General features: G+C 60.7%; 14 protein-coding genes. 5 read left to right on the top strand and 9 right to left on the bottom strand.

The genetic code is table 11. The annotated features are described in order from the left end of the window. Positions 1-10 precede the first annotated feature (10 nt). The 4 genes from rlmD (at position 11) to PMW67_RS02255 (ending at position 3,668) form a co-directional block, all read left to right on the top strand. On the top strand, positions 11-1,339 hold the full coding sequence (rlmD, locus tag PMW67_RS02270; protein ID WP_117745918.1) for a 23S rRNA (uracil(1939)-C(5))-methyltransferase RlmD: 1,329 nt from the start codon (positions 11-13) through the stop codon (positions 1,337-1,339). Between the two features lie 105 nt (positions 1,340-1,444). Then, positions 1,445-1,987: a DJ-1 family glyoxalase III gene (locus PMW67_RS02265; protein WP_055287259.1), complete on the top strand. Its 543-nt coding sequence runs from the start codon at positions 1,445-1,447 to the stop codon at positions 1,985-1,987. Beyond that, positions 1,984-2,565 carry a Maf family protein gene (locus PMW67_RS02260; protein WP_055309802.1) on the top strand — a complete coding sequence of 194 codons (582 nt, stop codon included), beginning with the start codon at positions 1,984-1,986 and terminating at the stop codon, positions 2,563-2,565. Before PMW67_RS02265 ends, PMW67_RS02260 begins: the two co-directional genes overlap by 4 nt. A 101-nt stretch (positions 2,566-2,666) precedes the next feature. Then, entirely contained in the window at positions 2,667-3,668 is a 1,002-nt protein-coding gene (locus PMW67_RS02255) for a P1 family peptidase (protein ID WP_271738633.1), read from the top strand. 343 nt (positions 3,669-4,011) lie between these two features. Here PMW67_RS02255 and PMW67_RS02250 read toward each other — a convergent pair whose 3' ends face one another. Together PMW67_RS02250 and glf are read right to left on the bottom strand one after the other, a co-directional pair. Next, complete coding sequence (locus tag PMW67_RS02250) at positions 4,012-5,043, bottom strand: glycosyltransferase family 2 protein (RefSeq protein WP_271738632.1); 1,032 nt, start codon at positions 5,041-5,043, stop codon at positions 4,012-4,014. Next, positions 5,036-6,238 carry a UDP-galactopyranose mutase gene (gene glf, locus PMW67_RS02245; RefSeq protein WP_271738631.1) on the bottom strand — a complete coding sequence of 401 codons (1,203 nt, stop codon included), beginning with the start codon at positions 6,236-6,238 and terminating at the stop codon, positions 5,036-5,038. The genes PMW67_RS02250 and glf overlap by 8 nt, the downstream gene beginning before the upstream one ends. 231 nt (positions 6,239-6,469) lie before the next feature. Between glf and pta the strand changes: the two genes are divergently transcribed. Continuing rightward, on the top strand, positions 6,470-7,450 hold the full coding sequence (pta, locus tag PMW67_RS02240; protein WP_271738630.1) for a phosphate acetyltransferase: 981 nt from the start codon (positions 6,470-6,472) through the stop codon (positions 7,448-7,450). Between the two features lie 350 nt (positions 7,451-7,800). Here pta and PMW67_RS02235 read toward each other — a convergent pair whose 3' ends face one another. From PMW67_RS02235 to rnd, 7 genes are all read right to left on the bottom strand, one after another. Continuing rightward, positions 7,801-8,979, bottom strand: a complete 1,179-nt coding sequence (locus PMW67_RS02235) for an acetate/propionate family kinase (RefSeq protein WP_271738629.1) — start codon at positions 8,977-8,979, stop codon at positions 7,801-7,803. A gap of 164 nt (positions 8,980-9,143) precedes the next feature. Next, entirely contained in the window at positions 9,144-10,322 is a 1,179-nt protein-coding gene (locus PMW67_RS02230; RefSeq protein ID WP_055309796.1) for an acetate/propionate family kinase, read from the bottom strand. Between the two features lie 148 nt (positions 10,323-10,470). Beyond that, on the bottom strand, positions 10,471-10,806 hold the full coding sequence (locus tag PMW67_RS02225; protein ID WP_035137921.1) for a histidine triad nucleotide-binding protein: 336 nt from the start codon (positions 10,804-10,806) through the stop codon (positions 10,471-10,473). Between the two features lie 156 nt (positions 10,807-10,962). Next, positions 10,963-11,229, bottom strand: coding sequence for an exodeoxyribonuclease VII small subunit (gene xseB, locus PMW67_RS02220; protein WP_271738628.1), 267 nt, complete (start codon positions 11,227-11,229; stop codon positions 10,963-10,965). A gap of 42 nt (positions 11,230-11,271) precedes the next feature. Next, complete coding sequence (gene xseA / locus PMW67_RS02215; protein WP_334204041.1) at positions 11,272-12,723, bottom strand: exodeoxyribonuclease VII large subunit; 1,452 nt, start codon at positions 12,721-12,723, stop codon at positions 11,272-11,274. A gap of 115 nt (positions 12,724-12,838) precedes the next feature. After that, positions 12,839-13,543 (bottom strand): zinc metallopeptidase, encoded by a 705-nt coding sequence (locus PMW67_RS02210; protein ID WP_161159686.1) that lies wholly within the window; start codon positions 13,541-13,543, stop codon positions 12,839-12,841. Positions 13,544-13,607: 64 nt separating this feature from the next. Further along, positions 13,608-14,741 (bottom strand): ribonuclease D, encoded by a 1,134-nt coding sequence (rnd, locus tag PMW67_RS02205; RefSeq protein ID WP_006234315.1) that lies wholly within the window; start codon positions 14,739-14,741, stop codon positions 13,608-13,610. Positions 14,742-14,776 lie beyond the last annotated feature (35 nt).

Raw genomic sequence — 14,776 nt, 5'->3', positions numbered from 1 at the left:
AACAACGCGAATGACAGGCAGGAATATGAAGCTCACTATAGAATCGATGACCTACGGCGCCGACGGGCTGGCGCACGCCGACAACGGCAAGGCCGTCTTTGTGCAGGGTGCCGTGGCAGGCGACACCGTCGAGGCCGAGGTCGTACAGGACGGCAAGTCATTCATGCGCGCCCGCACCACCGAGATTCTGGAGCCAAGCCCCAATCGCATTCAGCCTCCCTGCCCCTTCGTGGGCATCTGCGGCGGCTGCTCGTGGGGCAATCTCTCACGCACGGCACAGCTCGCCGCCAAGGAGCAAAACCTGCGCTCCACGCTCGAGCGCATCGGCAAGTTCGCTCCTGAGCTGGCAGATGAGTTGGTACAGCCCATCTGCCACACCAAGGACGACTGGGGCTACCGCAATAAAATCGAGCTCGAACCGACCGTCGTCAACGGTCGCGTGCGCCTTGGCATGCACGGTGTCGACCCCAGCAAAATCGTGACCGTCGATATGTGTCCGCTGTTCGATAAGCGCTTCCCGAAGGCACTCAAATCGGTCGTCGGCGCACTCAACTATCTAAGCGGCAGCCATGACTTGGGGCTCGAACGCGTGGGCATTCGCGCATCGCGCCGCACCAAGGCACTCGAGGTCGCACTCTGGACGCCCACAGGCTCTTTTCCGCGCTCGCAGGTCTCCCGCGTGCTGGCGGACGCCGCTCATCCTACGAGCATCGTACGCGTGATGAGCAAGGGCGAAAAGAAGGCCCGCCGTGTCTCCAAGGTCGAAATGCTCGCCGGAGAGGGCTCATGGACCGAGAATATCGCCGAGGATCAGATGCGCTTGTCTGCCCCGTCTTTTTTCCAGGTCAACACCAAGGGTGCCGAGATTTTGATCGATCTTGTCATGGAAGCGCTCGACCCGCAGGAAGACGAGCTTGCCGTGGACCTGTACTGCGGTGCCGGCACCTTTACCCTGCCGCTCGCCCGCCGCTGCGACTTTGTCGCTGCCGTCGAGGCCTACGGCCCCGCCGTGCGCGATCTACGCCGTAACCTGGAAATCAACAAGCTTGATAACGTCGACGTCATTGGCGGAGACGCGGTGCGCGAGTTCCCCGACCAGGATGCCGACATCTTGGTGGTCGACCCGCCGCGCGCAGGCCTCGCCCCCGAGGCGATCGGCCTTATCGCCAGCACGAGTGCCCGCGATGTCGCCTACGTGAGCTGCGACCCGGCCACCCTGGCGCGCGATCTCAAACGCTTTGTCGAAGAAGGCACCTTCTCCCCCGTAAAGATCACGCCAGTCGACCTGTTCCCACAAACCTTCCACTGCGAGACCGTCGTCCACCTTAGGCGCAACTAGCCGCTTAATCATTGCTCAGAAAATCATTGGGAAATCGAGCGTGGCAAGCGGAGGTCTTCGGGGTATAAGACGGCTAATTGTATGCCGCCTATGAAAGGAACCCTCATGCCCAGCGTTGCCGTTCTCGCCGCCGATGGCTTTGAAACTATTGAATGCTTGACCATGGTCGATGTCATGCGTCGCGGCGGCGTGCGTGCCACGCTCGTCTCGATCATGCCCACGCGCGAGGTCGTAAGCTCGCTGCAGATTCCCGTGACCTGCGATGCGCTCTTTGATGAGATCAACTTTGACGAGTACGACTGCGTCGTGCTGCCCGGCGGCCTGCCCGGTGCCACCAACCTGCGCGCAGATCAGCGCGTCTGCGACGTGGTCTGCGAGTTCGCCGCAACCAAGCACGTCGCCGCCATCTGCGCCGCCCCGTTTATCCTGGGCGAGCTCGACCTGCTCGAGGGGCGCCATGCCACGTGCTTCCCTGGCTTTGAGAAAAGCTTCCCCGAAGGCGCCTATACCGGCGAGAAGGTCACGCAAGACGGCAACATCATCACTGCCAGCGGCATGGCACAGTCCCTCCCCTTTGCATTGGAGCTGCTGCGCACGCTCGCCGGCGACAAGGCCGTCGAGAAGGTCGCCGAGGGCATCCAACTATGATTTTGGCTTCGCAATCGCCGCGACGCATAGAGCTGATGCGCGAGGCAGGCTACAACATTCGCGTGATTCCCGCGGATATCGACGAAACGCCCTTTGATGGCGAGGCCCCGCTCACGCTTGTCGAGCGCTTGGCACGCGCCAAGGCGGCTGCCGTTGCTGCCGAGTATGCCGAGCCCAATGAGCTGACGGTCGCGGCCGACACCATCGTCACCTTTGACGGCAAGATTCTGGGCAAGCCGGCAACCGAGGACGAGGCGCGCACTATGCTCCGTGAGCTTTCGGGCCGCACGCACCAGGTCGCAACCGGCGTCTGCATCGTTAAGGCAGGCGATACGGCCGCCCCGCATGCCGCCGAAAGCCTGTCCTTTGTCGATGTGACCGACGTGACGTTCTACGAGCTCACCGACGAGCAGATCGAGCACTACGTCGCCTCGGGTGAGCCCATGGACAAGGCCGGCGCCTACGGCATTCAGGGCACAGGAGGACGCATGCTCGTGCACGATATTTCGGGCGACTTCTATAACGTGGTGGGCCTACCCATCGCCCGCGTCGCGCGCGCGATTCAAAAACTCTCGTAATTGCATCTGGCGCTGGGTATCCCCCGGCGCCTACAATTTTGGCGTACCGTACGGATCCCGACCGGGCACAAGGCGCGGCGGAAAACCGATAGGAGTTAAACATGGATACACTGCTCGAGGCCATTGACGTCTGCGATATCGATGGCTTTTGCTATGGCAACTATACGGACGAGGAGGCCGGCACCGGTTGCACCGTAATCGTGGCACCCGAGGGCGCCACCGGCGGCGTTGACGTTCGCGGCGGTGCTCCAGCATCGCGCGAAACCGACCTGCTGCGACCCGAGAACACCGTCGACAAGGTCCACGCCGTCTGCCTTTCGGGTGGATCGGCCTTTGGCCTCGAGGCTGCAAGCGGCGTCGCTCGCGAGCTTGAGAGCCGCGGCATCGGCCTTCCCGTCGGCCCCACGCAGGTGCCTATCGTGTGCTCCAGCTGTATCTTCGATCTCGCCTTTGGTAACCCCACCGTTCGCCCCGACATTGAGGCCGGCATCGCCGCCGTGCGCGAAGCACTCGACCACACCCCCACCAAGCTCGAACAGGGCAACGTAGGCGCCGGCACGGGCGCTACCGTGGGTAAGCTCATGGGCCCCGCTACCTGCATGAAGGCCGGCCTTGGCGCTGCCGCTTTGGCTCTCGGCCCCATCAAGGTGGGCGCCGTGGTCTCGGTCAACGCCTGCGGCAACGTTGTCGACCCCTTCACCGGCGAGTGGGTCGCCGGTATGCGCGCCGCAGCCGATAGCGACCAGATCGTCGACATGGAACTCGCAGCCTTTGCCGCCGCCGGATCCATGCAGATGCCGCTCGACCGCACCAACACCACCATCAGCTGCATCGTCACCAACGTGGAACTCACTAAGGCACAAGCCACCAAGGTCTCCCAGATGGCCGCAGACGCCTACGCACACGCCATCCGTCCCACGCACACCACCAACGATGGCGACACCATCTACACCCTCGCCAGCGGCAAACTGGGCGCCCAAGCAAGCGCCGCCGTTCCCCTAGACCTGCTGGGCATGCTCGCAGTAAGGGCCCTACAGACCGCCATCGTAAACGGAGCCAAAACCGCCAAAACCTCCCACGGCATCCCCGGCGCCGCGAAGTAGTCCACTCGACCGTCGGTCGGAGACGGGCGGGCGTTACGTTTGCTGCTCTACAGTCCTATGCAAGACGAAGGCCACATTAAGTGGCCTTCTTTGCATGCGGAACTCGCGACAAACGTAATGCCCGCCCGCCTCCGACCGACTTCCAACCTAATTCTTTTCAGCCCAGGCCCCTGTGTACCGCGCTTCGAAGATCTTCAAATTCAAATAACCCGACAATCGATTCTTATAGCAGAGGCCCCTTGGCCTTTAGTTTGATACAAGTTCCGCACGAGCCGGACTGTTCGCAGTAGCAAACTAAAGGCCAAGGGGCCCAGTCAACCTATCAGCAGCGATTACTCAGCAGCTAGTTGAATTTGAAGATCTTTGAGGCAAGACGGTATAGGCCGAGTGTGGTTTTGTCACCGGCACGACCGCGCAGATTGGTGAAGAACCCGACCACGCCGTAGCGGGCACGACGATACATGCGCTCGTCATAGGCCTTCAAATCATTCCACAGCGTCTTTAGGCGCTCGTCGGCGCAATCTTCCTCGGAAAGCTTGGTAAGCACCGAGCAGATCGCCATCATCATGGTGAAGTAGCCCATCATGTACGAACGCAGGCGCGACGACCCAACATCGCTGTACAAGTGGTACGACTCCATCATGATACGCGTAACACGGAACTGCTGGTCCAGACGCTTGACCATCGTTGCCTCGTTGACGCTCTGGCCCTCGCGACCGATAAAGTAGCGGTAGAGGTCGATGTCGGCGTAGTACATGGTCTTGCAACGCGGCAGCGGCACGTAGGCGTAGATGTTGTCCACATAGAACGTGTGCGGCGGCATGGGAAGGTTGGACTCGCGCAGCACATCCGTGCGATAGCACAGGCTGTGCATGAGAAGGTTCTGGTCCAGGCGGAAATGACCGATCTGATCCCAGGAAAAGATCTTTTTGCGCGGCAGGGCAAATTTGTAGCCAATAGCGGTATGCGTGCCCTCGTAAACCTTCTCGTACACGTAGTTCGAGATAAACAGGTCAACGCGCTGGTCGCGCTCCTCAAAGCCACGCAGAATCGACAGCATGGTCGAAAGGGCAGCGCCGTCAAGCCAGTCGTCCGAGTCGACAACCTTGTAGTAGGTGCCCTGCGCCTCGCGCAGACCCGAAAGGACGGCAATACCGTGACCGCCATTCTCCTGGTGCACCGCGCGGATGATTCCAGGATAACGTGCCTCCCACTCATCGGCCTTATCGGCCGTCTCGTCCTTGGAGCCGTCGTCCACCACGATAATCTCGATATCGGTAGCGTAATTGCTCCCCTCCAAGATGGAGGTGATGCAATGGTCCATGTCCTTGGCGGCGTTATACGAGGGAATACCGAATGTTATGACTTTATGCATGGCAGGCGATAATCTCATCCGAAAGATCGAGGGCAGAATTGGTCACGGCGTCCATATCGTAGTAACGATACTCGGCCAGACGACCCACCGGGTGGAAGTTCGTCAGGTTCTGGACGCGCTCAAGATAGCGCTCATAGAGCTCACGGTTCTCGGGCTCAAGAATGGCGTAGTACGGCGTCTCGCCCGAGCCGGGCGTATAGGCCTTGGAGTACTCCTTCATGATGGTGGTCTTGCCGGGCAGGACCTGACCGGTCATGTTCTTGAACTCGGTGATGCGCGTGTAGTCCTCGCTCGTGGTGTAGTTGACAGTGCCCACGGGCTGGAACCGGTCCATATCGAGCGTCTCGAACTTCATATCGAGCGTGCGGTACGGCAACGCACCCAAGTCGAGGTTGAACAGCTCGTCGAGTGGACCGGTGTAGACGATCTCGCCACCATAGACCTTGCCGTCGATCTTGACGGTGGTGTCGTCGATTTCAAAGAGGTCACGGGCGTCCACGTCGCAGAACACGTCGATCAGGTCGTGGTCGAGCATGTGCTCAAAGAGCGCCGTGTAGCCCTCCTGCGGCATGCCCTGGAAGGGAGCTTGCGGGAAGTAGCGGTCATCATCGCCCACAAAGACGGGAACGCGGCCGGTGATCGAGGGGTCGATCTGATCGGGCGTCTGGCCCCACTGCTTCATGGTGTAATGTAAAAAGACGTTCTCGTAGACGTAATCGGCGACCTCGGCAAGATCCGGGTCGTTCTTCTTACGCAGCTCCATAATGGGCACCTTGACATCCTTGCCAAAGGTCTCCACGAGCTTCTGATACAGCTCCTCGCCGCGCTCGTCACCAAAGGCGAGCTTGAGACTCGCATGGTTGAAGGGCACGGGCATAAGGGTACCGTTGATGTTGGCGAGCACCTTGTGCTGATAATCCGTCCACTTGGTAAAGCGCGACAGGAAATTGTGCACGCGCTCGTTAAAGGTGTGATAGATATGCGGACCGTACTCGTGAATCAGGATTCCGGCCTCGTCAGTGCAGTCATAGGCATTGCCCGCAATGTGGCTACGGCGCTCCAAAACGGCAACACGATAGCCGATGGTCTCGGCAAGACGGCGGGCGCAAACGGCACCGGCATATCCAGCACCGACGACAATCATGTCGTACGCGCCGGCGTTAAAGCCTTCAGGCAGGCCTGAGGTAATCTGCATCGATACTCCTTGTCAAAAGCCACGGGCTCGTTAGCTGGGCTTTTCTCGAACATTCTTCGAGACATATTTATCAGAGCGATTATAGCGCTAATGCGTCCTATAATGAGCTTGCCACACAAGGAAAGCTCAAGCACCGCGGCGTACATAATTGAAAGGTAAACCCGCTAGCAGCGGGTTTATTCGTGAACAGCCGGGTGCCTGGAGCTTAGCGAAACGCTTGTAAGGAGTAACATGAGCGATTTCCTAAACCGTATGAAGTCTGCCGCCAAGGCCGACCTTAAGACGATCGTCCTGCCCGAGGGCGAGGATCCGCGCACTATCGTCGCGGCCACCAAAATCATCGAGGAGGGCCTGGCAAAGATCGTCATCCTGGGCAACCCCGACGAGATCAACGTTCCCGGCGCTACCGTCATCGACCCGCGCAATGCCGAGAAGCACGAGGAGTATGCGCAGAAGTTTGCTGAGATCCGCGCCAAGAAGGGCGTTACCATCGAGCAGGCTCGCGCCCAGGTGATGGACGCCACCTACTTTGGCACCATGATGGTCAAGATGGGCGACGCCGACGGCCTGGTCTCCGGCGCCTGCCACTCCACCGCCGACACCCTGCGCCCTGCACTTCAGATCCTCAAGACCGCCCCGGGCACCAAGCTGGTCTCGGCCTTCTTCGTGATGTGCACCGACACCCCGCAGTTCGGCACCGACGGCACGCTGATCTTCGCCGACTGCGGCCTCAACATCAACCCGTCCTCCGACGAGCTCTCCGAGATCGCCATCGCCTCCGCTCACTCCTGGTCCACCTTCATGGGCAACGTTGAGCCGCACGTGGCCATGCTCTCCTACTCCACCATGGGCTCCGCCGGCGGCGAGGTCGCCAAGAAGGTCCAAGAGGCCGTAAAGTTCTGCAAGGAGAAGGCTCCCGAGCTCGCCATCGACGGCGACCTGCAGCTCGATGCCGCTATCGTCCCCACCGTCGCCCAGCTCAAGGCTCCCGGCTCCTCCGTTGCCGGCAAGGCCAACGTGCTCGTGTTCCCCGACCTCGAGGCAGGCAATATCGGCTACAAGCTGGTCCAGCGCTTCGCCGGCGCCGACGCCTACGGCCCCATCCTGCAGGGCATCGCCAAGCCGGTTAACGACCTTTCGCGCGGCTGCTCTGCCGACGACATCGTGGGTGTCGTGGCCATCACCGCCGTCCAGGCTCAGATGGCTGAGTAGCGTACGCACTCGCCCGAAGGCCGTACGGGCTAACCCCTGAAAACGTCCTCGACCAATGAAACGCCCCCGTTCTGCTCCTCCGGAGCTACGAACGGGGGCGTTTCTGGTCTGCGGATTGTTTTTCAGGGGTTAGCCCGTACGGCCTTCTACCGCAACGTAGCAATTAGGGTATCTGGGGTGGACGGCGGCTTGGCTACGAGCTGGAGCTGAAGATCTGAATGGATGGGTATCGTTGCTGGGAGCGCAGGCGTTGCTGGTGGTAATCACTTTGAGGCTGGAATTTCCGCCTGCTAGCAAAAAGGCCTCCCGAACTGCTCGGGAGGCCTTTCGTTCAATCGCAATCGAACGCGCTAGTTGTTCGCGGTCAGGCGCTCGACGTCGTGGGCGATCATGTATTCCTCGTCGGTGGGGATGACCATGACCGTGACGGAAGAGCCGGCGGCGCTGATGACCTGCGGGCCGTTGCCCACGGCCTCGCGGTTCTTGTTGGTGTCGATGCGCACGCCCAGCCACTCAAAGCAGTCGCAGAAGGCCTTGCGGATCGACCAGTCGTTCTCGCCGATACCGGCGGTAAAGGTGATGGTATCCACGCCCGCCATGGAAGCGATCATGGAGCCGGCCTGCTGCATGGCCTTGTAGGCGAACATATCGAAGGCGAGCAGGCAGCGCTCGTCGCCCGCGGAGGCGCGTGTACGGATGTCGCGAGCGTCGTTGGAGATGCCCGAGATGGCAAGCAGACCGGACTGCTTGTTCATCATGTCATCGACTTCCTGATAGCTGTAGCCGCCCTCGCGCTGCAGATAACACACGGTGGCCGGGTCAATGGAACCGCAGCGGGTACCCATCATCAGGCCGTCAAGCGGCGTGAGGCCCATCGTGGTATCGCGGCACACACCGTCCTCGATGGCAGCAAGCGAAGCACCGTTGCCCAGATGACACGAAAGCAGACGGTGGCAGCGCGAACCCAGGATCTCCTTGGCCATCATCCACTCGTAGCGGTGGCTCGTACCGTGTGCGCCGTACTTACGCACGTGGTACTTGTCGCACACGTCCTTGGGCAGCGCGTAGGTGTAGGCGACCTCGGGCATGGTCATGTGGAACGAGGTGTCGAAGACGGCCACGTTGGGCAGCTCCGGATACTTCTCGCGGCAATATTCGATTGCCGCGGCCTCGCCGTAATTGTGCAGCGGAGCGAGCGGGGCCACCTCAAGGATCTTAGCCATGACCTCATCGTCGACGACCGCGGAATCATCGAAGTGCCAGCCGCCCTGAACGATACGATGGCCAATGCCATCAATCGTAAAGTCGGTCTTCTCGAGCTCCTCGAGCACGCGAGCGATAGCAGAGCGATGATCGGGGAAAGGGACCTCCTCGGTCTGCTTGGCGCCACCGTTCTCGGAGTGGCCAAAGATGCCCATGTCCGAACCGATACGTTCGCAGTTGCCCTTGGCGAAAACCTCTCGGGTATCGGTATCCAAAAGCTGATATTTAAGGCTTGAGCTGCCGGCGTTGACAACAAGTACGTTCATGAGACTCCTTTGCAGTGCAATACGGTCGACGCAGACCCCTTAAGGCGGCCGCATTTTAATAAGAAGTTATCACAACTTAATAAATAACTATCAGTCATATCGCCCAACGAGCGCAAAAGAGGGGCCGAACGGCGCTCGGTCGTCCAGCCCCTCCCCTCTTGCAATTACTTGCCGTTGACGATGCGCTCGACGTCGGAAGCGATCATGAACTCCTCGTCCGTGGGGATGACGAAAATCTTGACCTTGGAATCCTTGGCAGACAGGCACCAAGCGCCGTCACCACGCAGGGCGTTGCGGGCATGATCCATCTTGACGCCCATAAAGGCCAGACGGTCGGCAACGCCGGCGCGAACAGCCGGAGCGTGCTCGCCGATACCGGCAGTAAAGACCAGGGTGTCCATACCGCACATAGAAGTAGCCATCTCGGCAGCCTTGGCGGCAATCTTGTAGACAAACATGTCGAAGGCGAGCTGAGCATCGGGGTCACCAGCGGCGGCGAGCTCCTCGACGTTGCGGCAGTCGTTGGTCTTGCCGCCGGTCACAGCCAAAAGGCCGGACTTCTTGTTCATCATCTCGTCGACCTCGTCGAAGGTGTAGCCGCCCTCGCGCTGCAGGTAGCACACGGTAGCCGGGTCGATGGAGCCGCAGCGGGTGCCCATCATAACGCCGTCGAGCGGCGTCAAGCCCATGGTGGTGTCCATGCACTTGCCGTCCTCGATGGCGCACAGGGAAGCGCCGGAGCCGATATGGCACACGACGACCTTGCGGGCCTCGCCGTTGGTCATCTCGGCGACCTTCTTGGAGATGTAACGGTAGCTGGTGCCGTGGGCGCCGTACTTACGGATGTGCAGCTTGTCGCAGACGTCCTTGGGCAGGGCGTAAGTCTTGGCGACCTCGGGCATGTTGAAGTGGAAAGCGGTGTCGTAAACCGTGACGTTGGGCAGGTCGGGATACTGCTCGAGGCAGTACTCGATAACGTTGGCCTCGGGGTTATTGTGCAGCGGGGCGAGCGGAGCAACCTCGCGGATCTTGGCGAGGACGTCCTCGTCGACGAGGGAGGAATCACCGAAGTACCAACCGCCCTGAACGATACGGTGGCCGATACCCTCGATCTTGACGCCGTTGGCCTCGAGGTCCTTCAGGACGACCTCGATGGCGACCTTGTGGTCGGGGAACTCGATGTTCTCGGTCACCTTCTTGGAACCGTTGGCAGCGTGGGTGAAGGTACCGCCGGTAAAGCAGACGCGCTCGCAGGAGCCCTTTGCGGACACCTTGTGGGACTTGGTATCGATGACCTGATACTTAAGGGTCGAAGATCCTGCGTTGACGACCAGAACGTTCATGTGTCTCCCTACTAACAGGCGGTGTGGCGCCGCCAGGTTACATACGCTTCAATAATAAACCCAAACGCCCTCGCGCTCGGGTTTATTGGCGTTGATATATAAGTTATCGATGCCTGAGCTTCCGTTTCATTGCACGGAAGAGGCGCCCTCAGATGAGGTTCTCGCCCAGGTTCTTGCCGCCGAGAACGTGCATGTGGAAGTGCATGACGGTCTGGCCGGCGTTAACGCCCTTGTTGGAGATGACGCGGAAACCGTCCTCCAAGCCCTTGGCCTTAGCGACCTCCTGGATGGCGTGAGCCATGGCGCCCATGGTCTCGGCCGGTACGTTGTCGGCGATGTCGCTGTAGTGCTTCTTGGGGATCACGAGCGTGTGGACCGGCGCCTGGGGATTGAGGTCGTCGAACGCGATGACCTGGTCGTCCTCATAGACAACGGTCGAGGGGATCTCGTGGTTGGCAATTTTGCAGAAGATGCAATCACACATGGTTGGTTCCTTTCTCACAGACCAAGGTAGTCTTTTTGGGACGGGGCTTTTTTGACTACTTTTTTTGCAAGCGCAAGCACTCGGCGAGCCATCGCGCAAGGGTAGTCAAAAAAGCCCCGTCCCAAAAAGACTACCCCAAAGTAGGCTGCGAGGTGGTTAGAACGAGAGGCTGTCGTCGGTGTTGGCGGCTTCGCCGTCGGCGAGCACGTCGTTGCCGTCGACGTCCTTCAAGAGCACCGAGACCTTCTGCTCGGCATCGGACAAGCGACTACGCAGGCTCTTGAGGAGCTCGACGCCGCGGGTATAGCTCTCGAGCGACTCCTCGAGCTCCATATCGCCCGACTCCAAGCTGCGGATGATGAGCTCCAGCTCCTGCGAGGCCTGCTTGTACGTAAGCTGCTCGACCGGGGTCTTCTCTGCCATATCTGTTTCCTTTCCTAAAGGTTTATCGCTATGAAACGCGGCCTACTCGACCGTATCGACCGTTGCAGCCACGTTGCCGTCTGCCATACGCACGCGGATGGCGTCGCCCGGCTTAAAGGTCTTGGCGCTCGTAGCCACACCGTCATCGCTGTACGCGATGGAGTAACCGCGGGCAAGCACCTTGAGCGGCGACAGGGCATCGAGTGAGGCTGCCGCACGGCCCAGGTCGGACGCGGGCTTGTTGAGCATCGTGCGCCCCTGATGCTCCAGACGGGAACTCGCAAGCGCGAGCGCATGGCGCTTGCCATCGAGCCCCGAGGTGCTTGCAACCAGACGCTCGGGCAGGCGCTCAAAGTTGGAGCGGAATGTCCCGACCGAACGTACTATGGCGCCCGACAGGCGATCGGCAGTCAGCGCAAGCTCCGATTCGCGACGCTCGACCATAAACGTTGGGTCGTTGAGGCACGGGCGGCACGCAGCCGCATCGAGCGCATCGCCCAAGCGGGCCGTATAGGTATCCCAGGCGCGGCGACCGCGCTGGTCGAGCATCTCCAGATCAACCTGATTCGACCCAATCATCGATGCCATCGCGGCACCCAGGCGCTGATGGCGCGCCTCGAGTACATCGGCCAACTCCGTCATAGCCGGCGCCACCGATTCGGCCGCCGCCGTGGGCGTGGAGGCGCGGCGGTCGCTCACCATATCGCAGATCGAGGTATCGGGCTCATGGCCAATGCCGGTCACCACGGGCACAGGACAAGCCGCCACCGCGCGGGCAAGCTCCTCGTCATTAAAGGTCATGAGGTCCTCAAAGGAGCCGCCGCCGCGCACCAGCAAGATGCAGTCGGGCGCTGGCGTGATGGCGGCGGCACGGCGCAGGCCCTCAATAAGCTCGGCCGGCGCACCCTCGCCTTGAACCTTAGCGCCCACGCAGACGAGCTCGACGAGCGGGTTGCGACGACGCAATGTGCGCTTGACGTCGTCGATTACGGCACCCGAAAGCGAGGTAACGACCGCCACGCGGGAGCAAAACACCGGGATGCGGCGCTTACGCGCTTCGTCCATCAGGCCCTCGCGGCGTAGCTTTTCGGCCAGTTGCGCCACTTGTTGACGCAGCAGACCCTCCCCCGCCAGCGAAAACGAGCGAGCGACAAAGCTCATGCGGCCCGTGGCCTTATAGAGATTGAAGCTGCCCTTAAAGCTCACCTGCATGCCGTCGCGCAGATCGAACGTGCGCTTGAGATAGGCGCCCTTCCAGATGATGCAGTCGACGGCCGCCGAGTCGTCCTTGATCTGAAAGTAGCAGTGGCCGCTTCGGGCGTTGGGACCACGAAAACCCGTGACCTCGCCCAAAACGCTCAGCTGCGGAATGGCATCGAGCGCGCCGGCGGCGATCTCCACCGCCTGGCTCACGCTGAGCTCCTTGCGCTCCTGATCGTCCGAACCGTCGAACTCGGCGGAAACGGCATTGCCGGTTAGATTCCAGCCCGCCACGCAGCCTCCTTTCGTCATCGTGCACATGGGCTCCGGCCCTGCGCAAATTCAAGTCCAACACATAGTACAGCGCCGCGGGGACACGAATCCCCGCGGCGCCTGCCTGTCCCATTTGTTATCGGTTGGAGTTTCTGTTGTAGCGAGCCATAAGATAGAGCAGCTGAATAATCGAGGTGAGCGCCGCAGCCACATAGGTAAGCGCGGCGGCCGTCAGCACCTTCTTGGCACCGTTGACCTGCTTGGAGCTCATACCCGACTGCTCAATATACGCCACGGCACGCCGGCTGGCATCAATCTCAACCGGCAGCGTAACCAGTTGGAACAGCACGCTAAACGAGAAGAAGATCAGTGCGAGGGTCGTGAGTCCCGCGATGTTCATAAACAGGCCCAAGAGCAACACGATGGTCCAGGTGTTCTGGGTAAAGTTGACGACCGGCACGAGGGCGGTGCGAACCTTCATCATGGCGTAACCGCTTTGACGCTGGGCGGCATGGCCCGCCTCGTGGCAGGCGACGGCAACGCTTGCGACCGACCCGCCCGAACGGTTGGCATCCGAGAGATACAGGTTATTGTCCTGCGGGTTGTAATGGTCGGTGAGCTCGCCGGCGACACCCTTGATACCCACGGCGTTGCAGCCGTTGGCGTCGAGCATGCGGCGAGCGACCGTGGCGCCCGTGTCGCCGTCCGAGCGAACCTTGGACCAGGTTTTGTACGTCGAGTTGATATAGTTCTGTGCGGCAAGACCAATCACCGTGCAGACAAGAACAACCAGCAGGTACAGCGGGTCGATGCCAAAGCCGTATCCATAGTAATAAGGCATGCGAATTCCTCCGAATCGAGTTACACGTTGGAGGCATTCTACCCACTCAAGCGGCTAGGCTTCCTTACAGCAATTCAATTTTGCCATCTTTGACCGTCAACCCCATGTTGCCCGAGAGCAGATCGTCCAGGCGCGAGCCCACAAGCTCAAAGCGCCAGCCTTCGCGCAAGGGGCTCTGCTCGGGATGCTCAATGTAGTCGGCCAGGTCATCGCGCGAGGCAATGACCGAGGTCGCCACTCCCGAGCGTTCGGCAACCAGGCGGATGAGCGCGTACATGAGATCCGTCACGCTCTCCAACTCCGGAGAGATCTGGCGATGCCCGCGCACCATGAGCGGCAGGCGATCGTGCGGGCAGCTTGCGCCGCGCTTGATGGCCATGAGCGCACCGTCCACGTCGCGCTCCCCCAACTGATCGGTACCGCGAATGCTGCGGAACTCCTCAACGCGCACGGGATTGCGTTTAACGAGCGCAAGCAGCGTGTCGTCGGACATGACCCATTTGCGCGGGATGTTGCGGCGCTCGGCGCGGTCCTCACGCCAGGCGGCGAGCTCGCGCGCGATACCCAGCTGGTGACGACTGCACGAGTTGATGCGTTTGACCTTGCGGAACGCCTCGTGGCGATCGGCGCGATAGTGCGACTCGTCAGCCAGCGGGCGCAGCTCGTCGAGCACCCAGTCCACGCGGCCCAGCTCGCGCAGGCGGCTCATCATCTCGGTATAGGCCACGATCAGATACTTGACGTCATCGATCGCGTACTCAATCTGCTTATCGGTCAGCGGGCGACGCGACCAGTCGGTCAGTGACTCGGTCTTGGGCAATGAGACGCCGCAAAACGTCTGCACGAGCGCGCCGTAGGAAATCTGCTGACGCTCGCCCAAAAAGGCGGCGGCCACCTGCGTGTCAAAAATCGGACGCGGCAGCACGCCTACGGTATGGAGCATGACCTCCATATCCTGCGAGCAGGCGTGGAAGACCTTGGTCACGCTCTCGTCGGCCATAAGCTCGGCCAGCGGCGATAGGTCGTCGATTACCAGGGGATCGACCGCTACGCTCTCGGCAGGGGTGGCAATCTGAACCAAACACAGACGCGGATGGAACGTGCGCTCGCGCAAAAACTCGGTATCGACGGCAATCGCGTCGAACTCACGGGCGCGCTGGCAAAAGTCGAGTAGAGCCTGATGTGTGGAAATGTACATATCAACCCATCGAATAAGGTTAGGCCCGAAAAACA

Origin of the sequence: Collinsella aerofaciens (genome assembly GCF_028209395.1) — a bacterium.
GTDB lineage: Bacteria > Actinomycetota > Coriobacteriia > Coriobacteriales > Coriobacteriaceae > Collinsella > Collinsella aerofaciens_AZ.
The sequence above is the reverse complement of the archived record's forward strand: the minus strand, read 5'-3'. Positions and strand labels throughout refer to the sequence as shown.

Excerpts from the sequence above, each read along its gene's own strand:
- rlmD (WP_117745918.1), top strand. The coding sequence starts at position 11 with ATGACAGGCAGGAATATGAAGCTCACTATAGAATCGATGACCTACGGC.
- PMW67_RS02265 (WP_055287259.1), top strand. The coding sequence starts at position 1,445 with ATGCCCAGCGTTGCCGTTCTCGCCGCCGATGGCTTTGAAACTATTGAA.
- PMW67_RS02260 (WP_055309802.1), top strand. The coding sequence starts at position 1,984 with ATGATTTTGGCTTCGCAATCGCCGCGACGCATAGAGCTGATGCGCGAG.
- PMW67_RS02255 (WP_271738633.1), top strand. The coding sequence starts at position 2,667 with ATGGATACACTGCTCGAGGCCATTGACGTCTGCGATATCGATGGCTTT.
- PMW67_RS02250 (WP_271738632.1), bottom strand. The coding sequence starts at position 5,043 with ATGCATAAAGTCATAACATTCGGTATTCCCTCGTATAACGCCGCCAAG.
- glf (WP_271738631.1), bottom strand. The coding sequence starts at position 6,238 with ATGCAGATTACCTCAGGCCTGCCTGAAGGCTTTAACGCCGGCGCGTAC.
- pta (WP_271738630.1), top strand. The coding sequence starts at position 6,470 with ATGAGCGATTTCCTAAACCGTATGAAGTCTGCCGCCAAGGCCGACCTT.
- PMW67_RS02235 (WP_271738629.1), bottom strand. The coding sequence starts at position 8,979 with ATGAACGTACTTGTTGTCAACGCCGGCAGCTCAAGCCTTAAATATCAG.
- PMW67_RS02230 (WP_055309796.1), bottom strand. The coding sequence starts at position 10,322 with ATGAACGTTCTGGTCGTCAACGCAGGATCTTCGACCCTTAAGTATCAG.
- PMW67_RS02225 (WP_035137921.1), bottom strand. The coding sequence starts at position 10,806 with ATGTGTGATTGCATCTTCTGCAAAATTGCCAACCACGAGATCCCCTCG.
- xseB (WP_271738628.1), bottom strand. The coding sequence starts at position 11,229 with ATGGCAGAGAAGACCCCGGTCGAGCAGCTTACGTACAAGCAGGCCTCG.
- PMW67_RS02210 (WP_161159686.1), bottom strand. The coding sequence starts at position 13,543 with ATGCCTTATTACTATGGATACGGCTTTGGCATCGACCCGCTGTACCTG.
- rnd (WP_006234315.1), bottom strand. The coding sequence starts at position 14,741 with ATGTACATTTCCACACATCAGGCTCTACTCGACTTTTGCCAGCGCGCC.